Source organism: Inmirania thermothiophila (assembly GCF_003751635.1).
Taxonomy (GTDB): Bacteria; Pseudomonadota; Gammaproteobacteria; order DSM-100275; family DSM-100275; genus Inmirania; species Inmirania thermothiophila.
This window is the reverse complement of record NZ_RJVI01000001.1, coordinates 726024-750071: the sequence shown is the minus strand read 5'-3', so window position 1 is coordinate 750071 and position 24048 is coordinate 726024. Positions and strand designations below refer to the sequence as shown.

The following is a 24048-nucleotide window of genomic DNA, read 5'->3' as shown; positions in this document are numbered from 1 at the left end:
GAGGGCGGCCTCAGGAGGCCTTCTTGATCACGGCCTCGGCGACGTTCGCCGGCGCCTCGGCGTACTTCGCGAACTCCATGGTGTAGGTGGCGCGCCCCTGGGTCATGGAGCGCAGAACCGTCGCATAGCCGAACATCTCCGCCAGCGGCACCTCGGCGCGCACAATCTTGCCCGCCGGCGCGTCCTCCATCCCCTGGATCAGGCCGCGGCGCCGGTTGAGGTCGCCCATGACGTCGCCCATGTAGTCCTCGGGCGTGACCACCTCCACCTTCATGATCGGCTCGAGCAGAACCGGATCGGCCTTGAGCACACCCTCCTTGAAGGCCATGGAGCCGGCGATCTTGAAGGCCATCTCGCTGGAGTCCACCTCGTGGTAGGAGCCGTCGTAGAGGGTGACCTTGACGTCCACCACCGGGTAGCCGGCGAGCACGCCGTTCTCCATCGCCTCCCGCACACCCTTGTCCACCGCCGGGATGTACTCGCGCGGCACCACGCCGCCGACGATGGCGTTCTCGAACACGTAGCCGGCGCCGCGCTCGAGCGGCTCAAGGCGCAGCCAAACGTGGCCGTACTGGCCGCGGCCGCCGGTCTGGCGCACGAACTTGCCTTCCTGCTCCACCGCGCGGCGGATGGTCTCGCGGTAGGCGACCTGGGGGGCACCGACGTTGGCCTCGACGCCGAACTCGCGCTTGAGCCGGTCGACGATGATCTCCAGATGCAGCTCGCCCATGCCGGAGATGATGGTCTGGCCCGACTCCTCGTCGGTGCGGACACGGAAGGAGGGGTCCTCCTGCGCGAGCTTGCCCAGCGCGATGCCAAGCTTCTCCTGATCGGCCTTGGTCTTGGGCTCCACCGCCACCGAGATCACCGGCTCGGGGAAGTCCATGCGCTCGAGCACGATGACGTCGTTGGGGCTGCAGAGGGTGTCGCCGGTGGTGACGTCCTTGAGGCCGACGCAGGCCGCGATGTCGCCGGCGCGCACCTCCTTGATCTCGTCGCGGTGGTTGGCGTGCATCTGCAGCAGCCGCCCGATGCGCTCGCGCTTGCCCTTGACCGAGTTGTACACGGTATCCCCCGAGGTGAGCACCCCGGAGTAGACGCGGATGAAGGTGAGGGTGCCGACGTAGGGGTCGGTGGCGATCTTGAAGGCGAGCGCCGAGAACGGCGCCTCGTCGCTGGCCTCGCGGGTGGCCTCGGTGCCGTCCTCGCGATGGCCGCGCACGGGCGGGATGTCCACCGGCGAGGGCAGGTAGTAGAGGACGGCGTCGAGAAGGGGCTGCACGCCCTTGTTCTTGAAGGCGGAGCCGCACAGCACCGGCACCACCTCGTTGGCGATGGTGCGCGCGCGCAGGCCGGCGCGGATCTCGTCCTCGGAGAGCTCGCCGCCCTCGAGGTACTTCTCCATGAGCTCCTCGTTGGCCTCGGCGGCCGCCTCCACCAGCCGCTCGCGCCACGCCTGGGCGGTCTCGGCGAGATCCGCCGGGATCTCCTCCTCGTGGTACTTGGCGCCCAGGGTCTCCTCGTCCCAGATGATGGCCTTCATGCGCACGAGATCGACCACGCCGACGAAGCCGTCCTCGGCGCCGATGGGGACCTGCACCGGGACCGGGTTGGCGCCGAGGCGCTCGCGGATCTGCTGCACCACGCGCTGGAAGTTGGCCCCGGCGCGGTCCATCTTGTTGACGAAGGCGATGCGCGGCACGCCGTACTTGTTGGCCTGGCGCCACACCGTCTCCGACTGCGGCTCCACCCCGCCGACCGCGCAGAAGACCGCGCAGGCCCCGTCGAGCACCCGCAGCGAGCGCTCCACCTCGATGGTGAAGTCCACATGCCCCGGGGTGTCGATGATGTTGATGCGGTGCTCGGGGAACTGCCCCGACATGCCCCGCCAGAAGCAGGTGGTGGCGGCCGACGTGATGGTGATGCCGCGCTCGCGCTCCTGCTCCATCCAGTCCATGGTGGCGGCGCCGTCATGGACCTCGCCGATCTTGTGGGACCGACCGGTGTAGTAGAGGATGCGCTCCGTGGTCGTGGTCTTGCCGGCATCGATGTGGGCCATGATGCCGATGTTGCGGTAGCGCTCGATGGGAGTCTTGCGGGCCACGGCTCGTACCTGCCTCTGCGCCTCTGGGGTTTACCAGCGGTAGTGGGAGAAGGCCTTGTTGGCCTCCGCCATGCGGTGGGTGTCCTCGCGCTTCTTCACCGCCGCGCCGCGGTTCTCCACCGCGTCGAGGATCTCGCCGGCGAGCCGCTGCGCCATGGACTTCTCGCCGCGCTTGCGGGCGGCCTCGATCATCCAGCGCATCGCCAGCGCCGTGCGCCGCTTGGGCCGGATCTCCACCGGCACCTGGTAGGTGGCGCCGCCGACCCGCCGCGACTTCACCTCGACCACCGGACGGACGTTGTCCAGGGCCTGCTCGAAGACCTCCACGGGATCCTTCCCGCTGCGCTCGGCCACCAGCTCGAGCGCACCGTAGACGATGCGCTCGGCCACGGACTTCTTGCCGCGCGTCATGACGCGGTTGATGAACCGGGCAAGGACCTGACTCCCGTACTTGGGGTCCGGAAGCACCTCGCGCTCGGTGACGACTCTTCTCCTGGGCATGGCCGCCTCGATCCCCGTCTGGATTAACGCTTGGGCCGCTTGGCCCCGTACTTGGAGCGCCCCTGCCGGCGGGCCTCGACGCCGGAGGCGTCGAGGGCGCCGCGGATGATGTGGTAGCGCACGCCGGGCAGGTCCTTGACGCGCCCGCCGCGGATCAGCACCACGGAGTGCTCCTGGAGGTTGTGCCCCTCGCCGCCGATGTAGCTGGTGACCTCGTAGCCGTTCGTCAGGCGCACGCGGGCCACCTTGCGGAGGGCCGAATTGGGCTTCTTCGGGGTGGTGGTGTAGACGCGCGTGCACACGCCCCGCTTCTGCGGGCACTTCTCCAGGGCCGGGACCTTGCTCTTGGTCTTCTTGGGCCTGCGCGGCTTGCGCACAAGCTGACTCATCGTCGCCATGGACGCGAACTCCTGCCTTGGGGCCACCCTGCAAATAAAAGACAGGCCGGCGCACCGGCCTGTCGGGAGAAGCGGGATTCTAGGCACCCCTTGCGGGGCTGTCAAGGCGCGGCGCGGGGGCGCCGCGCCGGCGTCAGATCTCGGACTCCCGCAGGGCCTGACGCAGCGCCTCCTCGACCTCCTGGTGGGAGATCTGCCGCGCCCCCTCGGCCCGTTCCAGGCGCTTGCGCCGCCGCTCCTTGTGGTAGGCGAGCCCGGTCCCCGCGGGGATGAGGCGGCCGACGATGACGTTCTCCTTGAGTCCGCGCAGCTCGTCGCGCATGCCCCGCACCGCCGCCTCCGTCAGCACCCGCGTGGTCTCCTGGAAGGAGGCCGCGGAGATGAAGGACTCGGTGGCCAGCGAGGCCTTGGTGATGCCCATGAGCATCGGGCGGTAGCGCGCCGGCTCGCGGCCCTCCGCCACCACGCGGTCGTTGTCCTCCAGCAGACGCGCCCGCTCGACGATGTCGCCCCGCAGGTAGCGGGTGTCGCCCGGGTCGAGGACCTCCACCTTGCGCAGCATCTGGCGGATGATGACCTCGATGTGCTTGTCGTTGATGGTCACCCCCTGGAGGCGGTAGACGTCCTGGATCTCCTTGACCAGGTAGGCGGCGAGATCCGTCACCCCTTTGAGGCGCAGCACGTCGTGGGGGTCGAGCTCGCCGTCGACGACGATCTCGCCTCGCTCCACGTGCTCGCCCTCGAAGACGGTGACCTGGCGCCACTTGGGGATGAGCTCCTCGTGGACCTCGCCGTCGTCGCCGGTGATGACGAGCCGCTGCTTGCCCTTGGTCTCCTTGCCGAAGGAGACGGTGCCCGAGATCTCGGCGAGGATCGCAGGCTCCTTGGGCCGACGGGCCTCGAAGAGGTCGGCCACGCGCGGCAGACCGCCGGTGATGTCGCGGGTCTTGGAGCTCTCCTGCGGGATGCGCGCGAGCACGTCGCCGACGCCCACCTCGGCGCCGTCCTCGAGGTTCACCACCGCGCCCGCCGGCAGGTAGTAGTGGGCCGGGATCCTGGTGCCGGCGAGGCAGAGGTCGTTGCCCTCCTCGTCCACCAGCTTGATCATCGGGCGCAGGTCCTTGGCGGCGCTGCCCCGCTGCTTGGGGTCGATCACCACCAGGGACGACAGCCCCGTGATCTCGTCGGTCTGGCGGTTGACGGTGACGCCCTCGACGAGGTCGGAGAACCGCACGCGCCCGGCCACCTCGGTGATCACCGGGTGGGTGTGCGGATCCCAGTTGGCCACCACCTGCCCGGGCTGGACCTCGGACCCGTCCTCGACGCTGATCACGGCGCCGTAGGGGATCCGGTAGCGCTCGCGCTCGCGGCCCCGCTCGTCGATGACGGCGAGCTCGCCCGAGCGCGAGACCGCCACCAGGTGGCCGCTCTGGTGGTGGCGCACGGTCTTGACGTTCTTAAGGCGCACGGTGCCGCGGGTCTTGATCTCCACGTGGGAGACCGCGGCCGTGCCCGAGGCGGCACCGCCGATGTGGAAGGTGCGCATCGTGAGCTGGGTGCCCGGCTCGCCGATGGACTGCGCCGCGATCACCCCCACCGCCTCGCCGATGTTGACCAGGTGGCCGCGGCCGAGGTCGCGCCCGTAGCACTTGGCGCAGACCCCATAGCGGGTCTCGCAGGTGATGGGGGAGCGCACCTTGATCTCGTCGATGCCCATCTCCTCGAGCCGCTCCACCCAGCGCTCGTCGAGAAGCGTGCCCGCCGGGACCATGTCCTCGCCCTCCCCGGGGGCGTAGGTGTCCTCGGCCACCACCCGCCCGAGGACGCGCTCGCGCAGGGGCTCGACCACGTCGCCCCCCTCCACCAGCGGGGTCATCACCAGCCCCTCGGTGGTGCCGCAGTCCTCCTCGGTGATCACGAGATCCTGCGCCACGTCCACCAGACGCCGCGTCAGATAGCCCGAGTTGGCGGTCTTGAGGGCGGTGTCGGCGAGGCCCTTGCGCGCGCCGTGGGTGGAGATGAAGTACTGCAGGACGTTGAGGCCCTCGCGGAAGTTCGCTGTGATCGGCGTCTCGATGATGGTACCGTCGGGCTTGGCCATGAGGCCGCGCATGCCGGCGAGCTGGCGGATCTGGGCCGCCGAGCCGCGGGCGCCCGAGTCGGCCATCATGAAGATGGAGTTGAAGGAGGGCAGGCGCACCTTGTTGCCGTCGGCGTCCACCACCTCCTCGGTGCCGAGCTTCTCCATCATGGCGCGGGCCACCTCGTCGTTGGTCCGCGACCAGATGTCCACCACCTTGTTGTAGCGCTCGCCCTGGGTGACCAGGCCCGAGGCGTACTGGTGCTCGATCTCCTTCACCTCCTGCTCGGCGCGGGCGAGGATCTGCGGCTTCTCGTCCGGCACCGCCATGTCGTCGACGCCGATGGAGACGCCCGCCCGCGTGGCATAGTGGAAGCCGGTGTACATGAGCTGGTCGGCGAAGATCACCGTCGCCTTCAGGCCCAGGCGCCGGTAGCAGGCGTCCACCAGCCGCGAGATGGCCTTCTTGTTGAGGGTCTGGTTGATGAGGCTGAAGGGCAGCCCCTCGGGCAGGATCTCGCTGAGCAGCGCCCGCCCCACGGTGGTCTCGACGATGCCGCGCCGCTCCTCGCGGTGGCCCTCCTCGTCGACGACCACCTCGCGCAGCCGCACCTTGATCCGGGCGTGCAGGTCCACCTGGCGGCTCTCGTAGGCGCGGTGGACCTCGGCCACGTCGGCGAAGACCATGCCTTCGCCGCGTGCGTTCACCCGCTCCCGCGTCATGTAGTAGAGGCCCAGCACCACATCCTGCGTCGGCACGATGATGGGCGTGCCGTTGGCCGGCGAGAGGATGTTGTTGGTGGACATCATGAGGGTGCGGGCCTCGAGCTGCGCCTCGATGGACAGCGGCACGTGCACCGCCATCTGGTCGCCGTCGAAGTCCGCGTTGAAGGCGGTGCAGACCAGCGGGTGGAGCTGGATCGCCTTGCCCTCGATGAGCACCGGCTCGAAGGCCTGGATGCCGAGGCGGTGCAGCGTGGGGGCGCGGTTGAGCAGCACCGGGTGCTCGCGGATGACGTCCTCGAGGATGTCCCACACCTCCGGCGCCTCGCGCTCCACCATCTTCTTGGCGGCCTTGATGGTGGTGGCCAGGCCCAGGCGCTGCAGCTTGGAGAAGACGAAGGGCTTGAACAGCTCCAGCGCCATCCGCTTGGGCAGGCCGCACTGGTGGAGCTTGAGGGTCGGGCCGACCACGATCACCGAGCGGCCCGAGTAGTCCACGCGCTTGCCCAGCAGGTTCTGGCGGAAGCGCCCCTGCTTGCCCTTGATCATGTCCGCGAGCGACTTCAGCGGGCGCTTGTTGGTGCCGGTGATGGCCCGCCCGCGCCGGCCGTTGTCGAGCAGCGCGTCCACCGCCTCCTGCAGCATGCGCTTCTCGTTGCGCACGATGATGTCGGGGGCGTTGAGCTCGAGCAGCCGCTTGAGGCGGTTGTTGCGGTTGATGACCCGCCGGTAGAGGTCGTTGAGGTCGGAGGTGGCGAAGCGGCCGCCGTCGAGGGGCACCAGCGGACGCAGGTCCGGCGGCAGCACCGGCAGCACCGTGAGCACCATCCACTCCGGCCGGTTGCCGGACTCGATGAAGGACTCGATGAGCTTGAGCCGCTTAGCGAGCTTCTTGGTCTTGCCCTCGGAGTTGGTCTGCTCGATCTCCTCGCGCAGCCTGCGCGCCTCGGCCTCGAGGTCCAGCGTGCGCAGCAGCTCCAGCACCGCCTCGGCGCCCATGCGGGCGTCGAACTCGTCGCCGTACTCCTCGATGGCCTCGAGATAGGCCTCGTCGGTGAGGAGCTGGCCGCGCTCGAGCTGGGTCAGGCCCGGGTCGATCACCACGAAGGCCTCGAAGTAGAGGACGCGCTCGATATCGCGCAGGGTCATGTCGAGCAGCAGCCCGATGCGCGACGGCAGCGACTTGAGGAACCAGATGTGGACCACCGGGCTTGCGAGCTCGATGTGGCCCATCCGCTCGCGGCGCACCTTGGCCACCGTGACCTCGACGCCGCACTTCTCGCACACGACGCCGCGGTGCTTGAGCCGCTTGTACTTGCCGCACAGGCACTCGTAGTCGGCGACGGGGCCGAAGATCTTGGCGCAGAAGAGGCCGTCGCGCTCGGGCTTGAAGGTCCGGTAGTTGATGGTCTCCGGCTTCTTGACCTCGCCGTAGGACCACGACCGGATCATCTCCGGCGACGCCAGCCCGATGCGGATGGCGTCGAAGTCGTTGACCGGCCCCTGGCTCTTCAGCTGATTCAGAAGGTCTCTCATGTCGGCTCCCGAGAGCGTATGCTCCAGCTTGGCAGGGCGGCGTGCCCGCCCACCCCTGCGGTCAGTCCTGCTCCAGCTCGACGTTGATGCCCAGCGCCCGGATCTCCTTCACCAGCACGTTGAAGGACTCCGGCATGCCGGGCTCCATGCGGTGGTCGCCGTCGACGATGTTCTTGTACATCTTGGTGCGACCCTGCACGTCGTCGGACTTCACCGTCAGCATCTCCTGCAGCGTGTAGGCCGCGCCGTAGGCCTCCAGCGCCCAGACCTCCATCTCGCCGAAACGCTGACCGCCGAACTGCGCCTTGCCGCCGAGCGGCTGCTGGGTGACGAGGCTGTAGGGCCCCGTGGAGCGGGCGTGGACCTTGTCGTCGACGAGGTGGTTGAGCTTGAGCATGTACATGTAGCCCACCGTCACCGGCCGCTCGAAGGGCTCGCCGGTGCGCCCGTCGTAGAGGATGGTCTGGCCGCTGCGCGGCAGGCCCGCGAGCTCCAGCAGCTCCTTGACCTCCTCCTCGGTGGCGCCGTCGAAGACCGGGCTCGCCACCGGCACGCCGTCGCGGAGGTTCCCGGCGAGCTCCCGCAGCTCCTCGTCGCTGAGGCTGTCGAGGTCGGCAGGGCGGCCCTGCCCGGCGCGGTAGACCTTCTCCAGGAAGCCGCGCAGCTCGGCGGCCTCGGCCTGGCGGTCGAGCAGCTCGCCGATCCTGCGCCCGAGCCCCTTGGCGGCCCAGCCGAGGTGGGTCTCCAGCACCTGCCCCACGTTCATGCGCGAGGGCACGCCGAGGGGGTTGAGGACGATGTCCACCGGGGTCCCGTCCTCGAGGTAGGGCATGTCCTCCACCGGCACGATGGTGGAGATGACGCCCTTGTTGCCGTGCCGGCCCGCCATCTTGTCGCCCGGCTGGATGCGCCGCTTCACGGCGAGATAGACCTTGACCATCTTCAGCACGCCCGGGGCGAGGTCGCTGCCCGAGGTGATCTTGCGCCGCTTCTCCTCGAAGCGGCGCTCGCTCTCGGCGCGCTGCTGCGCGAGCTGCTCGGCGGCCTGCTCGAGCTGGCGGCTCGCCTCCTCGTCGCGCAGCTTGATGGCGAACCACTTCTCCCGCGGCAGCTTGCCGAGGTAGGCGGCCGTGATCTTGCTGCCCGGCTTGAGCCCCTCGGGCCCGCCCTCGGCCACCCGGCCCACCAGCAGCCGCTCCAGGCGCTGGAAGATGTCGTCCTCATAGATGCGGAGCTGGTCGCGCAGGTCCTTGCGCACGCGCTCGAGCTCGGCCCGCTCGATGGCCTTGGCACGCTCGTCCTTCTCCACGCCGTCGCGGGTCAGGACCTGGACGTCGATCACCGTGCCCTCCATGCCCGTGGGCACGCGCAGGGAGGTGTCCTTCACGTCCGAGGCCTTCTCGCCGAAGATGGCGCGCAGCAGCTTCTCCTCGGGGGTGAGCTGGGTCTCCCCCTTGGGGGTGACCTTGCCCACGAGGATGTCGCCCGCCTTGACCTCGGCGCCGATGTAGACGATGCCCGACTCGTCGAGCTTCGACAGCGCCGCCTCGCCCACGTTGGGGATGTCGGCGGTGATCTCCTCCGGCCCCAGCTTGGTGTCGCGGGCGACGCAGGTCAGCTCCTCGATGTGGATGGAGGTGTAGCGGTCCTCCGCCACCACCCGCTCGGAGATGAGGATGGAGTCCTCGAAGTTGTAGCCGTTCCAGGGCATGAAGGCGACCAGCAGGTTCTGCCCCAGGGCCAGCTCGCCCATGTCGGTGGAGGGCCCGTCGGCGAGGACGTCGCCCTTGGCGATGACGTCGCCCACCTTCACCAGCGGACGCTGGTTAATGCAGGTGTTCTGGTTGGAGCGCTGGTACTTGACGAGGTTGTAGATGTCGACCCCGGGCTCGCCGGCCACGGTCTCCTCGTCGTTGACGCGCACCACGATGCGGGCGGCGTCCACCGACTCCACCACGCCGCCGCGCTCGGCCACCACCGTCACCCCCGAATCGCGGGCGACGATGCGCTCCATGCCGGTGCCCACGAGGGGCTTCTCCGCACGCAGCGAGGGCACCGCCTGGCGCTGCATGTTGGAGCCCATGAGCGCGCGGTTGGCGTCGTCGTGCTCGAGGAAGGGGATGAGCGAGGCCGCCACCGACACGATCTGCATGGGCGAGACGTCCATGAGCTGGACGCGGTCGGGCGTGGCCAGGGTGAACTCGTTGCGGTGCCGGCACGAGACCAGCTCGTCCACCAGCCGCCCCTCCTCGTCGAGGGTGGCGTTGGCCTGGGCGATGACGTACTCGCCCTCCTCGATGCCCGACAGATAGACGATCTCGTCGGTGACCCGCCCGTCCACCACCTTGCGGTAGGGGGTCTCGAGGAAGCCGTACTCGTTGGTGCGGGCGTAGACCGCCAGCGAGTTGATGAGCCCGATGTTGGGCCCCTCGGGGGTCTCGATGGGGCAGACCCGCCCGTAGTGGGTGGGATGCACGTCGCGGACCTCGAACCCCGCCCGCTCGCGGGTCAGCCCGCCGGGCCCCAGCGCCGAGACCCGCCGCTTGTGGGTGACCTCGGACAGCGGGTTGTTCTGGTCCATGAACTGGGAAAGCTGCGAGGAGCCGAAGAACTCCTTCACCGCCGCCGAGATGGGCTTGGCGTTGATGAGCTCCTGCGGCGTCAGCTCCTCGGCCTCGGCCAGGGCCAGCCGCTCCTTGACCGCGCGCTCCACGCGCACGAGCCCGATCCGGAACTGGTTCTCGGCCATCTCGCCGACGGAGCGCACGCGCCGGTTGCCGAGGTGGTCGATGTCGTCCACCTGGCCCTTGCCGTTGCGGATGTCGACGAGCTCGCGCAGCACGTCGATGATGTCCGACAGCTCCTTGCCGTAGCGCTCGAACAGCGCCTTCGACTCGGCGTCCTTGCGGGAGGCGAAGTAGCGGCCGTCGTACAGGACCCCGGGGCCTTCCGGGGTCTTGCGCCCGACGCGCAGGTTGAACTTCATCCGCCCCACCGCGGAGAGGTCGTAGCGGTCGGCGCTGAAGAAGAGGCCGTGGAAGAGGTTCTCGGCGGCCTCCATGGTCGGCGGCTCGCCGGGGCGCATCATGCGGTAGATCTCCACCAGCGCCTCGGCCTGGCTGCGGGTGGGGTCGATGCGCAGGGTGTTGGCGATGTAGGGGCCGCGGTCGACGTCGTTGACCCAGAGGATGTCCAGCTCTTTCACGCCCTTGGCGAAGAGCTCGCCGGCGAGCTCCTCGGTGAGCTCGGCGTTGGCCGGCGCCAGCACCTCGCCCGTCTCGAGATCGACGATGCTGCGGGCGAGGATCTTGCCCTCGAGATAGCGGCGGGGGGCGCGGACGACCTTGGTCCCCGCCTTCTCCATGTCGCGCAGGTGCCGCGCGGTGATGCGCCGCCCCTCCTCGACGACGACCTTGCCGGCGGCGTCCCGCAGATCGAAAGCGGCCAGCTCGCCGCGCAGACGCTCGCGGTCGAAGTCGAACTCCACCCCGTCTTCCCGCAGGCGGATGCGGGTGTGCTCGAAGAAGATCTCGAGCATGTCCTCGGTGTCGTAGCCGAGCGCCCGCAGCAGCACCGTCGCCGGCAGCTTCCGCCGTCGGTCGATGCGCGCGAAGATGCAGTCCTTGGGGTCGAACTCGAAGTCGAGCCAGGAGCCGCGGTAGGGGATCACCCGGGCCGAGAAGAGGAGCTTGCCCGAGGAATGGGTCTTGCCCTTGTCGTGCTCGAAGAACACGCCCGGGGAGCGGTGCAGCTGCGAGACGATGACCCGCTCGGTGCCGTTGATGATGAAGGTGCCGGTGGGGGTCATGAGCGGGAGGTCGCCCATGTAGACCTCCTGCTCGCGGATGTCCTTGACCGCCCGCGCCTCGCCGCCGGCGTCCTTGTCGTAGATCACCAGCCGCAGCTTGACCCGCAGGGGCGCGGCATAGGTCAGCCCGCGGACCCGGCACTCCTTGATGTCGTAGGGCGGCTCACCGAGGCGGTACTCCACGTACTCGAGCGCGGCGTTGCCCGAGTAGGAGGTGATCGGAAATACGGACTGGAAGGCCGCGTGCAGCCCGACGTTGCGGCGCTCGGCCGGCGGCACGTCCGCCTGCAGGAACTGCCGGTACGACGAGAGCTGGATGTCCAGGAGGTAGGGGACCTCGAGGACGCTGCGGCGCTTGCCGAAGTCCTTGCGGATCCGCTTCTTCTCGGTGAATGAGTAGGCCATGGTCTTCCTCAGGCTGCGACTACGGGGCCCGGCGGACGGCGGGGGCGGCGCCGGCGCGCCGCCCCCCGGTCCGGCAACAGGAAAAGGCCGGCGGCCCCATGGCCGCCAGCCCCGTCCGCGGCGACGCTGTCACCTTCCGCGCGGACGTCACTTCACCTCGACGGTGGCGCCAGCCTCCTCGAGCTGCTTCTTGATCTCCTCGGCCTCGTCCTTGGACACCCCCTCCTTGACCGGGTTCGGGGCGCCCTCGACGAGATCCTTGGCCTCCTTGAGGCCGAGGCCGGTGATGGCGCGCACCGCCTTGATCACCGCCACCTTGTTGGAGCCGAAGCTCTGGAGGATGACGTCGAACTCGGTCTTCTCCTCGGCCGCGGCACCGGCATCGCCGCCCGCGGCGGCGCCCGCCATGGGCACCGCGGCCACCGCGGCGGCGGCGCTCACGCCGAACTTCTCCTCCATGGCGGCGATGAGGTCCACCACCTCCATCACCGTCATGTTCGCGATCGCCTCGAGGATCTCCTCTTTGGACACAGCCATGGTCTTGCTCTCCTGTCTTCGTGGGCCGGGACGTGGCCCGGATCCGGTCGGGGTTGGTCAGGCGGCCTGCTTCTGGTCGCGGATCGCGGCCACCGTGCGCACCAGCTTGCCCGGCACCTCGTTGAGGGTGCGCGCCAGCTTCTCCACCGGCGCCTTCATCACCGCCATCAGCATGCTGATCGCCTCGTCGTAGGTGGGCAGGCTCGCGACGCGGTCGAGCTCCGACCCGTCGTAGACCTGCCCCCCGAGCGCGACCATGCGGGGCACGAGCCGGTCGTGGGCCTTGGCGAAGTCGCGCACCACGCGCGCCGCCGACGCCGGATCGTTCTGCGAGAACGCCAGCAGCAGCGGACCCGTCAGCCCGTCCCGCATGCATGCGAAGTCGGTGCCCTCGAGGGCGCGGCGGGCCAGCGTGTTCTTGACCACCCGCAGGTAGACGCCGGCCTCGCGCGCCTTGCGCCGAAGCTCGGTCATCTGCGCCACGGTGAGGCCGCGATACTCGGCCGCCACGGCCGAGTGCGCGCTGGCCGCGACCTGGGCGACCTCGGCGACGACCGCCTTCTTCTGCTCCAGGTTGAGGCTCATGTCACCTCCCGTCTCGACACCTCGCGGTGTCTCAACGCCTCGCGGCACCCCGCGCCGCGGGGGCCGCACCCGTTACGGTGTCCGCCGCCAGGGGCTGGCGCCGGCAGCACCGTCTGCGCAGGCCGCGGACCCTCCCGGTCCCGATTAAGGGCGGCTCCCGCCCGCCTGCGGTCTCGGACGGCCGCCGGTGGCTCGCGCCGGCGACCCGACCGCCCCGCCGCCTCAGACGGAGAGGCTCGCCCGGTCCACGGCGAGCCCCGGACCCATCGTCGTCGACAGGGTGATCTTCTTCATGTAGGTGCCCTTGGCCGCGCTGGGCTTGGCCTTCTGCAGGTCCCCGAGCAGGGCCTCGAGGTTCTCCTTCAGCGCCTTCGGCTCGAAGCTGACCTTGCCGATGGTGCAGTGGATGATGCCGGCCTTGTCGGTGCGGTAGCGCACCTGGCCCGCCTTGGCGTTGCGCACCGCCTGGGCCACGTCCGCGGTCACGGTGCCGACCTTGGGGTTCGGCATCAGCCCCCGCGGGCCGAGGATCTTGCCGAGCTGACCCACCACGCGCATCGCGTCGGGCGTGGCGATGACCACGTCGAAGTCGAGCTCCCCGCCCTTGATCCGCTCGGCCAGGTCCTCGAAGCCGACGATGTCGGCGCCGGCCTCGCGCGCCGCCTCCGCCGCGGCGCCCTGGGCGAAGACCGCCACCCGCACCTTGGCGCCGGTGCCGTGGGGCAGCACCGTCGCGCCCCGCACCACCTGGTCGGACTTGCGCGGATCCACTCCGAGGTTCACCGCCACGTCCACCGACTCGTCGAACTTGACGCTGGAGAGCTCCTTGAGGAGCTGGATCGCCTCCTCCACCGGGTACTGCCGGGTGCGGTCGATGCGCTCGCGGATCTGCCGCATGCGCTTGGAACGCCTCGCCATCGCCTCAGCCCTCCACGATCTCGATGCCCATGCTGCGCGCACTCCCCGCGATGGTGCGCTTGGCCGCCTCCATGTCCGAGGCGGTCAGGTCGGGCATCTTCGTGCGGGCGATCTCCTCCACCTGCGACCAGGTGACCTTGCCCACCTTGTCGCGGTTCGGCACGCTCGAGCCCTTCTCCACGCCCGCCGCCTTCTTGAGCAGCACCGAGGCCGGCGGCGTCTTCGTGACGAACGTGAAGGAGCGGTCCGAGTAGACCGTGATCACCACCGGGATGGGCAGACCCGGCTCCAGGTTCTGCGTCTGGGCGTTGAACGCCTTGCAGAACTCCATGATGTTGACGCCGTGCTGGCCCAGCGCCGGGCCCACCGGCGGGCTGGGGTTGGCCTGCCCGGCCTTCACCTGCAGCTTGATGTACGCGGTTACCTTCTTGGCCATCGCTTACTCCCTCGGGTCCTGGCGCCTTGCGGCTCCCCGACGCCCCGACCGGGGCTGCGGCGGGATCAGGTCTTCTCGACCTGCCCGAACTCGAGCTCCACCGGGGTGGAGCGACCGAAGATCACCACCCCCACACGGAGGCGGTTCTTGTCGTAGTTGACCTCCTCGACGACACCGTTGAACTCGGCGAAGGGCCCGTCGATCACACGCACCACCTCGCCGGGCTCGAAGAGGATCTTCGGACGCGGCTTCTCCGCGCCCTCGCGCACGCGGTTCAGGATCGCCTCGGCCTCCTTGTCCGTGAGCGGCGTCGGCCGGTCGCTGGTGCCGCCGATGAAGCCCAGCACCCGCGGGCAGCTGCGCACCAGGTGCCAGGTCTCGTCGGTCATCTCCATCTGGACCAGCACGTAGCCCGGGAAGAACTTGCGCTCGCTGCGCCGCTGCTGGCCCATGCGCATCTCCACCACCTCCTCGGTGGGGACCAGGATCTCGCCGAACTTGTCCCCGAGGCCCGAGCGGGCGATGCGCTCCTCCAGCGCCCGCTTGACCTGCTGCTCGAAGCCCGAGTAGACGTGGACCACGTACCAGCGCTTCGCCATCAGGCCGCCCCCCTGTGCACCAGCAGCCTCACCCCCCAGGCAAGGAACATGTCCAGCAGCCACAGGATGACGGCCACCACCAGGACCATCCCCATCACCAGCAGCGTCGTCTGCATCGTCTCCTGCCGCGTGGGCCAGACCACCTTGCGCAGCTCCGTGCGCGCCTCCTGGGCGAAGAGCCACGCCCGCCGCCCCGGATCCGTGCGCAGCCCCAGCGCCAGCGCCACCAGCACCACCGCGAGCAGCCCGACGACGCGCAGCAGCAGCGACGCCTGCTCGTCGAAGTAGTGGAAGCCGACCACGCCGGCCAGCACCAGCGCCGCGGCGAGCACCAGCTTCGCAGTGTCGCCGCGCGACACCTGACCCTCGACCTTCGCGCTCATGGATGGAACCGCCCGCCCCGCGCCGCGGCGCTCAGAGACAAAAAATGGCAGGCCAGGAGGGAATCGAACCCCCAACCTGCGGTTTTGGAGACCGCCGCTCTGCCAATTGAGCTACTGGCCTGCGCGCAACCCTGCGCCCGGTCGCGGCGCCTCCGCGCCGCGACCCGCGCCTGCAATCACTCGATGATCTTGGTGACGACGCCCGCGCCGACCGTGCGGCCGCCCTCGCGAATCGCAAAGCGCAGCCCCTCCTCCATCGCAATCGGCGCAATCAGCGACACCGTCAGCTTCACGTTGTCGCCCGGCATCACCATCTCCACACCCTCCGGCAGATCCACCGCACCCGTCACATCCGTCGTGCGGAAATAGAACTGCGGACGATACCCACCAAAAAACGGCGTGTGACGACCACCCTCCTCCTTGGACAGCACGTACACCTCCGCCTCAAACTTCGTGTGCGGCGTGATCGAACCCGGCTTGCACAGCACCTGACCACGCTCCACCTCGTCCCGCTTCGTCCCACGAAGCAGCACACCAATGTTGTCCCCCGCAACCCCCTCGTCCAAAAGCTTGCGGAACATCTCCACCCCAGTCACCGTCGTCTTCTGCGTCGGACGAAGGCCCACAATCTCCACCTCGTCACCCACCTTCACCCGACCACGCTCCACACGACCCGTCACCACCGTCCCACGACCCGAAATCGAAAACACATCCTCAATCGGCATCAGGAACGGCTGATCAATCGGACGCTCAGGCACCGGAATGTACTCGTCCATCGCCTCCATCAGCTTCACGACAGACGGCACACCAATCTCCGACTCGTCCCCCTCCAGCGCCTTCAGCGCCGAACCCACAACCACCGGCACCTCGTCCCCAGGAAACTCATACTGACTCAGCAGGTCCCGAACCTCCATCTCCACCAGCTCCAGAAGCTCGGGATCATCCACCATGTCCGCCTTGTTCATGTACACCACGATGTACGGCACACCCACCTGCCGCGCCAGCAGAATATGCTCACGCGTCTGCGGCATCGGACCATCCGCCGCCGACACCACCAAAATCGCTCCATCCATCTGCGCCGCACCCGTGATCATGTTCTTCACATAGTCCGCATGACCCGGGCAGTCCACATGCGCATAGTGACGATTCGGCGTCTGATACTCCACATGCGCCGTCGCAATCGTGATCCCACGCGCACGCTCCTCCGGCGCATTGTCAATCTGATCATACGCCTTGAACTCGGCACCACCCCACTTCTCCGCCGACACCTTCGTAAGCGCCGCCGTCAGCGTCGTCTTGCCATGGTCCACATGACCAATCGTCCCCACATTCACGTGCGGCTTCGTACGCTCAAACTTCTGCTTGGCCATCCGACGATCTCCCGTCTCTGGTGCCGTGCTCGCGGCTTGCTCGCGTCCTGCCGACCTCAGCGCCGGCGGAAGATGGAGCCCATAACCGGACTTGAACCGGTGACCTCTTCCTTACCAAGGAAGTGCTCTACCACCTGAGCTATATGGGCCTTGCGATCGCTCGAAGCCATCCAAGCGAATGGAGCGGGTGATGGGAATCGAACCCACGTCATCAGCTTGGAAGGCTGAGGTTCTACCATTGAACTACACCCGCGGCGTAGCGTCCCGGGCGGTCCGTGCCGCCCTGCAACCTGGTGGAGGGGGAAGGATTCGAACCTCCGAAGGCTGAGCCAGCAGATTTACAGTCTGCCCCCTTTGACCGCTCGGGAACCCCTCCGGGCTGACGAAGCCGCATATTGTGCGAGCCCCCCGGGGAGCTGTCAACACCCCTGGATACCCCCCAAGGGACGAGCCATTGTATCCATTCCGGCGTATTCTGGAAGCCCCGCCTATCCGACAGGATGTGCGGGGTATTGCAGCCACCAAGGGGGGATGATCCGCATGTCCGCCAACAAGAAGCTCCTTGCGCTCGCCGTCTGCGCCGCCCTCGCCGCCCCGGCGGCGCGGGCCACCAACGGCTACTTCGCCCATGGCTACGGCACCAAGACCAACGGACTTGCCGGCGCCGGGGTGGCCCTGCCCCAGACCGCCATGGCCGCGGCCAGCAACCCCGCGGGCATGGTGCTGGTGGGCAGCCGCATGGACCTCGGCGCGGCCCTGTTCAACCCCAACCGCAGCTACGAGGTCTCCTCGATCACGGGAGGGCTCGGCGCCAACGGCGGCATCTCCGGAAGCAGCGTCGACAGCGAGCGCACCCTGTTCCTCATCCCCCACTTCGGACGCAACTGGATGCTGGGCGAGGAGGCCTCCTTCGGCGTCACCGTCTACGGCAACGGGGGCATGAACACCACCTGGCGCGCCGACGAGACACCCTTCGGGCTCGGGACCTTCGGCCAGGCGGGCAGCCCTGCAGGCGACGCCGGCGTCGACATGGCGCAGCTCTTCGTCGTCCCCACCTACGCCCGCAAGTTCGGCGAGCACGCCGCCTGGGGCGCGAGCCTCGTCCTCGCCTACCAGCGCTTCAAGGCCTTCGGCCTCAAGAACTTCGCGATGCTGTCCACCGACCCGGACCACCTCACCGACCTCGGCTACGACAGCTCGGCGGGCTGGGGCGCCAAGGTCGGCATCCTCGGCGAGGTGGCACCCGGGCTCACCCTCGGGGCCTCCTACCAGAGCACCATCTCCATGGATTCCTTCGACAAGTACCGGGGGCTGTTCGCCGAGCACGGCGACTTCGACATCCCGCCCACGGCCACCGTCGGCCTCGCCTGGCAGACCTCGCCCCGCTCGACCCTCGCCGTGGACGTGCAGTGGATCGCCTACAGCCAGATCGACTCGGTGGGCGACCCGCTGCAGCCTGCCCTCAACCAGTGCCTCGGCGCCGTCATGGGCGGCACCCCGGCCTCCGCCGTCTCCTCGTGCCTCGGCGGCAGCCGGGGGCCGGGCTTCGGCTGGGACGACATCACCGTCGTCAAGATCGGCTACCAGTGGCAGACCGGGCCGCGCTGGACCTGGCGGGTCGGCTTCAGCCACACCGAGCAGCCCATCCCCAGCTCCGAGGTGCTGTTCAACATCCTCGCCCCGGGCGTGATCGAGAACCACGTCACCTTCGGCTTCACGCGCAAGATCGGCGAGAAACGCGAGCTCAACTTCGCCTTCATGTACGCCCCGGAAAAGACGGTCTCGGGGGTCAACACGCTCGGCGCCCCGTCCGGGCAGGACGTGGAGCTGGCGATGGATCAGTTCCAGCTCGAGCTGAGCTACGGGTGGATGTTCTGAGGCGGTCTTGCAAGGCCGCGGGAGCAGGGGCCCGCAAGGGCCCCTTGCTCGTTCCCGCTCACGGCCGGGGGGGCGCATGCAGCCGGCTCATCGCCCGCCCCAGCGCCCCCTCGGCGACGAGGGGGAAGACCTCGAGGGCCCGCGCCACCGCCTCCTCGATGGCGCGCCGCTCCTCGGGAGGGGGCCGGCGCAGCACGTAGGCCACCACCTCGTCGCGGTGCCCCGGATGGCCGATCCCCAGGCGCAGGCGCCGGAACGCCGGCGAGCCGAGCCGGGCGATGATGTCGCGCAGGCCGTTGTGGCCGCCGTGGCCGCCCCCCTGCTTGAGCCGCGCCGTGCCCGGCGGCAGGTCGAGATCGTCGTGGGCGACGAGGATCGCCTCGGGCGGGATGCGGAAGAAGCGGGCCAGCGCCGCCACCGCCTCGCCGCTGTGGTTCATGTACGTGGTGGGGACGGCGAGGCGCAGGTCGGCCCCGGCGATCACCCCGCGCCCGACGCGGGCGCGGAAGCGCGCCTCCTCGCGCAGGGCCACGCCGTGGGCGCGCGCGAGGGCCTCGACGAACCAGGCGCCGGCGTTGTGGCGGGTGTCCTCGTAGCGCGGCCCCGGGTTGCCGAGGCCGACCACGAGCGCAAGGGGCTGCGACATGGCGGAAGCGGGGATGCGGTCCGGGCGCGGCCGCGCCCGGACCGCGAGGGCTCATGCCTCCTCTTCCTCCCCGGCCTCCTCGCCCGCCTCCTCGACGGGCCCGCGGCCGTGGACGGAGACCACCACCTCGTCGACCCCCCCGTGGCGCAGGGCGTAGAGCTCGACCCCGGGCGGGAGCTCGAGCTCGCTCAGATGGATCAGGCCGCCGAGCTCGAGCCCCGAGAGATCCACCTCGATGAACTCGGGCAGGTTCTCCGGCGTGCACTCCACCTCCACCTCGGCCAGGTGGTGGCTGACGATGCCGCCCGCGCGCACCCCCGGGGCCTGGCTCTCGTTGACGAAGTGCAGCGGCACGTGGACCCGGATCGTCTCGCCCGCCACCACGCGCTGGAAGTCCACGTGCAGCACCAGCGGCTTGGCCGGATGGCGCTGGAGATCCTTCAGGACCACCCGCTCGGTCCGCTCCCCGATCCGCAGCTCGATGACGTGGGAGTAGAACGACTCGTGCTCCAGGTGCTTGGCGAGCTCGCGATGGTCGACGGCGATGGGCGTCGGCTCGGCGTGACCGCCGTAGACGATGCCCGGCACCTTGTGCGCGCGACGCAGGCGGCGGCTCGCACCTTTCCCCTTGTCGCTGCGCAGCTCGGCTTCGAGCGTGAAGACATCCTTCATGGTCGTGCTCCTCGTTGACGGCACCGCCGCCGCCCCGCGACCAGGGCCGCGGCGGCCTTCCCCGCGGGGTCCCGGGACCCCGCACCCTGCCGGCCTGCGCCGGCGCGCCCGCCCCCGACGGGCGGGACGCTCGCGGGCGCCCGGCCCGCTCAGTCCATGTAGAGGGAGCTGACGGACTCCTCGCGGTTGATGCGCCGCATGGTCTCGGCCAGCATCCCGGCGATGGTGAGCTGACGGATCCTCGGGCACGCCGCCGCGCGCTCGCCCAGGGGGATGGTGTCCGTGACCACCAGCTCGTCCAGCTCCGAGGCCTCGATGTTCTCCACCGCCCGGCCCGAAAGCACCGGGTGCGTGCAGTAGGCCACCACCCGGCGCGCCCCCCGCGCCTTGAGGGCGCGCGCCGCCTGGCAGAGGGTGCCGGCGGTATCCACGAGGTCGTCGATGATGATGCAGGTGCGGCCCTCGACGTTGCCGATGATGTGCATCACCTTGGCCTCGTTGGGACGCGGGCGGCGCTTGTCGATGATGGCGAGATCGGCGTCGTCGAGCCGCTTCGCCAGGGCCCGAGCCCGCACCACCCCGCCCACGTCGGGCGAGACCACGATGAGGTTCTCGTAGCGCTGGCGCCAGATGTCGCCGAGGAGGATCGGCGAGGCGTAGATGTTGTCCACCGGCAGGTCGAAGAAGCCCTGGATCTGGTCGGCGTGCAGATCCACCGTGAGCACCCGGTCGAAGCCGACGCCGGCGATCATGTTGGCCACCATCTTGGCCGAGATGGGCACCTTCACCGAGCGCGGCCGGCGGTCCTGGCGCGAGTAGCCGAAGTAGGGGATCACCGCCGTCAGCCGGTAGGCGGAGGCCCGCCGCACGGCGTCCGCCATCAGCAGCAGCTCCATCAGGTGGTCGTTGGCCGGCGCGCAGGTGGGCTGGATGATGAAGACGTCCTGCCCGCGCACGCTCTCCATGATCTCCACCATGATCTCGCCGTCGCTGAAGCGGCCCACCACCGCCTTGCCCAGCGGCAGGTTGAGATGGGCGGCGACGGCCCGGGCGAGCGCCGGATGGGCGTTGCCCGTGAAGATCATCATGCGGCTCTCAGGCACGGCGGCCTCCTCGCAACCCCTGCTCCCCCCGGATCCTCCGGCCCCCGCCCGAGGCCGCCGTCCCCGCTCCGCCGCGGCCCCGCGGTGCCGTTGCTGGCTGGGGCGCCAGGATTCGAACCTGGGAATGCGGGGACCAAAACCCCGTGCCTTACCGCTTGGCGACGCCCCAGTTGGCGGCGCGCTATTCTACCGCGGCACGCCCGCGCGGTCGCCGAGCCGCTCGCGCAGCGGCGAGCGGTTGCACCCCCGGGCGACGATGGCCCGCCACGGCGCCGGCAGCCCGCGCGCCGCCGCGCGGGCCGCGCCCTCCTCGTCGAAGGCGGCGAAGACGCACCCCCCGGTCCCCGAGAGCCCCGCCGGGGCCCGCGCCCGCAGCCAGTCGAGCGCCCGCCCCACCTCGGGACAGAGCCGCCGCACCACCGCCTCGCAGTCGTTGCCGCGCTCGCCCGAGAGAAAGCCGCGTATTGTCGTTGGGGGCGAATCGCGGGTCAAGGCGGGGTCGGCGAAGACCCGCGCCGTGGCCACCGCCGCCCCCGGCCAGACCACCAGATACCAGGGCTCGGGCGGCGATACCGGCGTCAGCCGCTCCCCCACCCCCTCGGCCCAGGCCGCCCGCCCGCGGACGAAGACCGGCACGTCGGCGCCGAGGCCGAGGGCAAGCTCGCACAGGGCCTCGGTGCCCAGCCCGCAGCCCCAGAGGCGGTCGAGGGCGCAGAGCACGGTGGCGGCATCGGAGCTCCCCCCGCCCAGGCCGCCGCCCGCCGGGATGCGCTTGTGGAGGACGATCTCGGCCCCGAGCCGTACCCCCGCCGCCCGCTGCAGCGCGCGCGCCGCCCGCACCGCAAGATCCCGCTCGGGGTCGAGACCCGCCACCCCCCCGCGTCGCACCACCGCCCCGTCGCGGCGCACCCGCAGGCCCACCGCGTCGCCGTAATCGAGGAACTGGAAGACGGTCTGCAGCTCGTGGTAGCCGTCGGCGCGCCGGCCGACGATGCGCAGCATCAGGTTGAGCTTGGCCGGCGCCGGCCAGAAGCCGGGACCCAGGGCCGAAAGCCGCATCAGCCCGCCTCCCCGGGGCGCCAGCGCTCCACCGCGATGCGCACCTCGGCCTCGCCCCCGCGGGCGAAGAGGACCCGCGGCAGGATCCACGGGCCCGCCGCCTCGTAGCCCCGGTACTCCACCTCCCAGCCGCCCTGACGCAGCCGGCGCAGCCGCCCCTCGCGGTCGAGCTCACGGCGCGCCGCGGCACCGGGCTGGGGCAGCCCCACGACCCAGTAGCGCAACGCCTCCACCGGCACCGCCACCCCCAGCTCGGCGGCGAGGAGCGCGGCGGCGTCCGCGGCCCGCCGCTCGCCGCCGTCGCTTGCCACGAGCCGCACCCCGGCCGCATCCAGCTCGATCCGCAGGGCCCCGCCGCCGAGCGGCGCCGTGAGCACGATGGCGTCGCCGCCCACCCCGTGGTGCCAGCGCAGCGAGGCGCTGAGGCTGCGCCCATCGGCCTGCGCCGTCATCCGCCCCACCAGGGTCCAGGCCTCGAGCGCCGCAAGGCGCGCCGCGTGCCCGCGCCAGGCCCGCTCGCGCGCCGCCTCCGGCACCGGCGGCAGGCTCTGGCAGGCGGCCAGCAGGAGTAAGGCGGCCGCCGCCGCCCCCGCCCGCATCACTGCAGGAAGCGCTCCATCACCCGTCGCACCACCTCCGCGTCGGGGGCGCGGTGGCGGGCGTCGGCCCAGATCTTGCGGGCCTCCTCGCGGTAGCCCCGCACCCACAGGACCTCCCCGAGGTGGGCGGCGATCTCCGCGTCCCAGCCCTGATCCAGGGCCCGGCGCAGGTAGCGCGTGGCCTCCTCCAGCCGCCCCAGCCGGTAGAGCACCCAGCCCATGCTGTCGAGGATCGCGGGATCGTCCGGGCGCAGCCGCAGCGCCCGCTCGATGAGCCGGTAGGCCTCCTCGTAGCGCGTGGTGCGATCGGCCAGGGTGTAGCCGAGGGCGTTGAGGGCGCCGGCGTCGTCGGGATCGGCGGCGAGGATGCGCCGCAGATCCGCCTCGGCGATCTCCACCCGCCCCAGCTCGGCCGCCACGAGGGCGCGGGTGTAGAGCAGGTCGCGGTGGTCCGGATCCTCGGCCAGCGCCTCGCCGAGCAGCGCCAGGGCCTCCTCGCGGCGGCCGGCCTCGCGCAGGATGTCCGCCTCCGCGAGCACCACCGCCGCGGCCTGCGCCGGATGCTCCGCCCGCAGCCTGCGCAGCCGCGCAAGCGCCGCCTCCACCTCCCCCGCCCGCGCCTCGAGCACGGCCCGGCGCAGCGCCGCCTCCATCCGGTAGCGGCCGCCGCGCACCTTCCCGTACCACGCCATCGCCTCCTCGGTGCGGCCGGCGCGCTCGGCGATCTGCCCGAGGAAATAGGCCGCCTCGCCGGTGCGCACGTCCATCGCCACCAGCCGCCGCAGCAGCCGCTCCGCCTCCGCGGTCTCCTCGGCGCGCAGCGCGAGGAGGGCCAGTGCGTAGAGGACCTCGCCGTCGTCGGGGCGTTCGCGCAGCAGCCGCCCGAACTCCTCCCGCGCCTCGTCGAGGCGCTCGAGCCGCACCAGCAGACGGGCGCGAATCAGCCGCAGCGCAGGCGCCGGATGGGTGCGCAGGACGTCGGCCAGGCGCGCCGCCGCCTCCTCGCCGCGCCCCGCCGCGAGACGGACCTGGACCGCGAGCTCCCAGGCCTCCGACCAGTCCGGCCGCCGCGCCAGCGCCTCGTCCACCGCCCGCAGCGCCGTCTCCCGATCCCCCCGGCCCGCGGCCAGCGCCGCCACCAGGTAGTGGGCCTCGGCGCGCTCGCCATGCGCCTGCGCAAGCCACTGCGCAAGCTCCGCCGCCGCCTCCCGGTCGGGCTCGCGCGCCAGCACCGCAACCAGCGTCCGCCAGGCCTGCTCGTCCCCGCCCGCGGCCTCGAGGAGCGCCTCCGCCGCCCGCCGCGCCCGCAGCGTCTGCCCGAGGCGCAGGTGCGCCACCAGCACCACCTGCCGCGCCGGCAGGCTCGCCGGCTCCAGGGCGAGCCAGAGCCGCCCCGCCTCGAGGGCCTCGGCCGCCCGGCCGGCGTCGAGGGCCACCTGCGCGGCGCGCCGCGCCACCGCGGCATCGCGCGAAGCGCGCGCGGCCCAGAGGTAGTGCGCGGCCGCCTCCTCCCCCCGCCCTGCGCGCTCGAGGAACTCGCCGGCCAGGATCTGGTAGAGGATCTCGCCGTCGTAGCGCGCCGGCCCCGCCGCCACCGGCTCGGGGGGCTCGGGCAGGGGCACGCGCACGCGCGGGGCGGCGCAGCCCCCCGCGAGGGCCGCACCCACGGCGACGAGGCACAGCATGATGCAACCCTTGCGCATCCCGG

General features: G+C 70.6%; 19 protein-coding genes and 5 tRNA genes. 1 reads left to right on the top strand and 23 read right to left on the bottom strand.

Annotation, left to right across the window (positions count from 1 at the left end):
* Positions 1-10: 10 nt before the first annotated feature.
* From fusA to EDC57_RS03540, 16 genes are all read right to left on the bottom strand, one after another.
* The gene (gene fusA / locus EDC57_RS03615) at positions 11-2104 is read right to left on the bottom strand and encodes an elongation factor G (RefSeq protein ID WP_123400315.1); all 2094 of its coding nucleotides are present in this window, start codon (positions 2102-2104) and stop codon (positions 11-13) included.
* 30 nt (positions 2105-2134) lie between these two features.
* A complete protein-coding gene (rpsG, locus tag EDC57_RS03610; RefSeq protein ID WP_123400313.1) occupies positions 2135-2605 on the bottom strand; it encodes a 30S ribosomal protein S7 in 471 nt (156 codons plus the stop codon).
* A gap of 23 nt (positions 2606-2628) precedes the next feature.
* Positions 2629-3003, bottom strand: coding sequence for a 30S ribosomal protein S12 (gene rpsL, locus EDC57_RS03605; RefSeq protein ID WP_123400311.1), 375 nt, complete (start codon positions 3001-3003; stop codon positions 2629-2631).
* A 133-nt stretch (positions 3004-3136) separates the two neighbouring features.
* On the bottom strand, positions 3137-7342 hold the full coding sequence (gene rpoC, locus EDC57_RS03600; RefSeq protein WP_123400309.1) for a DNA-directed RNA polymerase subunit beta': 4206 nt from the start codon (positions 7340-7342) through the stop codon (positions 3137-3139).
* A 61-nt stretch (positions 7343-7403) separates the two neighbouring features.
* Entirely contained in the window at positions 7404-11555 is a 4152-nt protein-coding gene (gene rpoB, locus EDC57_RS03595) for a DNA-directed RNA polymerase subunit beta (protein WP_123400307.1), read from the bottom strand.
* 147 nt (positions 11556-11702) lie between these two features.
* On the bottom strand, positions 11703-12092 hold the full coding sequence (gene rplL, locus EDC57_RS03590; protein ID WP_123400306.1) for a 50S ribosomal protein L7/L12: 390 nt from the start codon (positions 12090-12092) through the stop codon (positions 11703-11705).
* Between the two features lie 57 nt (positions 12093-12149).
* Entirely contained in the window at positions 12150-12677 is a 528-nt protein-coding gene (gene rplJ / locus EDC57_RS03585; RefSeq protein WP_123400304.1) for a 50S ribosomal protein L10, read from the bottom strand.
* A gap of 222 nt (positions 12678-12899) precedes the next feature.
* Complete coding sequence (gene rplA / locus EDC57_RS03580) at positions 12900-13595, bottom strand: 50S ribosomal protein L1 (protein ID WP_123400302.1); 696 nt, start codon at positions 13593-13595, stop codon at positions 12900-12902.
* 4 nt (positions 13596-13599) lie between these two features.
* Complete coding sequence (rplK, locus tag EDC57_RS03575; protein ID WP_123400300.1) at positions 13600-14031, bottom strand: 50S ribosomal protein L11; 432 nt, start codon at positions 14029-14031, stop codon at positions 13600-13602.
* A gap of 65 nt (positions 14032-14096) precedes the next feature.
* Entirely contained in the window at positions 14097-14630 is a 534-nt protein-coding gene (gene nusG / locus EDC57_RS03570; RefSeq protein WP_123400298.1) for a transcription termination/antitermination protein NusG, read from the bottom strand.
* Complete coding sequence (secE, locus tag EDC57_RS03565; RefSeq protein WP_123400296.1) at positions 14630-15013, bottom strand: preprotein translocase subunit SecE; 384 nt, start codon at positions 15011-15013, stop codon at positions 14630-14632. Before secE ends, nusG begins: the two co-directional genes overlap by 1 nt.
* Positions 15014-15058: 45 nt before the next feature.
* Positions 15059-15134 (bottom strand) — tRNA-Trp (locus tag EDC57_RS03560).
* Positions 15135-15189: 55 nt separating this feature from the next.
* The gene (tuf, locus tag EDC57_RS03555) at positions 15190-16383 is read right to left on the bottom strand and encodes an elongation factor Tu (protein ID WP_123400294.1); all 1194 of its coding nucleotides are present in this window, start codon (positions 16381-16383) and stop codon (positions 15190-15192) included.
* A 73-nt stretch (positions 16384-16456) separates the two neighbouring features.
* Positions 16457-16532: transfer RNA gene (locus EDC57_RS03550), tRNA-Thr, on the bottom strand.
* A gap of 30 nt (positions 16533-16562) precedes the next feature.
* Positions 16563-16636, bottom strand: a tRNA-Gly gene (locus EDC57_RS03545).
* A gap of 38 nt (positions 16637-16674) precedes the next feature.
* Positions 16675-16759 (bottom strand) — tRNA-Tyr (locus EDC57_RS03540).
* A 164-nt stretch (positions 16760-16923) separates the two neighbouring features.
* Here EDC57_RS03540 and EDC57_RS03535 point away from each other — a divergent pair.
* Entirely contained in the window at positions 16924-18261 is a 1338-nt protein-coding gene (locus tag EDC57_RS03535) for an OmpP1/FadL family transporter (RefSeq protein ID WP_123400905.1), read from the top strand.
* A 58-nt stretch (positions 18262-18319) separates the two neighbouring features.
* On the opposite strand, the gene pth is transcribed toward EDC57_RS03535, so the two are convergent.
* The 7 genes from pth to EDC57_RS03500 form a co-directional block, all read right to left on the bottom strand.
* Positions 18320-18907, bottom strand: coding sequence for an aminoacyl-tRNA hydrolase (pth, locus tag EDC57_RS03530; RefSeq protein WP_123400292.1), 588 nt, complete (start codon positions 18905-18907; stop codon positions 18320-18322).
* A gap of 51 nt (positions 18908-18958) precedes the next feature.
* Complete coding sequence (locus EDC57_RS03525; protein WP_123400290.1) at positions 18959-19579, bottom strand: 50S ribosomal protein L25/general stress protein Ctc; 621 nt, start codon at positions 19577-19579, stop codon at positions 18959-18961.
* 149 nt (positions 19580-19728) lie between these two features.
* Positions 19729-20667 carry a ribose-phosphate diphosphokinase gene (locus EDC57_RS03520; protein ID WP_123400288.1) on the bottom strand — a complete coding sequence of 313 codons (939 nt, stop codon included), beginning with the start codon at positions 20665-20667 and terminating at the stop codon, positions 19729-19731.
* Between the two features lie 109 nt (positions 20668-20776).
* Positions 20777-20851 (bottom strand) — tRNA-Gln (locus EDC57_RS03515).
* Between the two features lie 17 nt (positions 20852-20868).
* Positions 20869-21741 (bottom strand): 4-(cytidine 5'-diphospho)-2-C-methyl-D-erythritol kinase, encoded by an 873-nt coding sequence (ispE, locus tag EDC57_RS03510; RefSeq protein WP_123400286.1) that lies wholly within the window; start codon positions 21739-21741, stop codon positions 20869-20871.
* On the bottom strand, positions 21741-22340 hold the full coding sequence (lolB, locus tag EDC57_RS03505) for a lipoprotein insertase outer membrane protein LolB (protein ID WP_123400284.1): 600 nt from the start codon (positions 22338-22340) through the stop codon (positions 21741-21743). The genes ispE and lolB overlap by 1 nt, the downstream gene beginning before the upstream one ends.
* Positions 22340-24043 (bottom strand): tetratricopeptide repeat protein, encoded by a 1704-nt coding sequence (locus tag EDC57_RS03500; RefSeq protein WP_123400282.1) that lies wholly within the window; start codon positions 24041-24043, stop codon positions 22340-22342. Before EDC57_RS03500 ends, lolB begins: the two co-directional genes overlap by 1 nt.
* Positions 24044-24048: the final 5 nt, after the last annotated feature.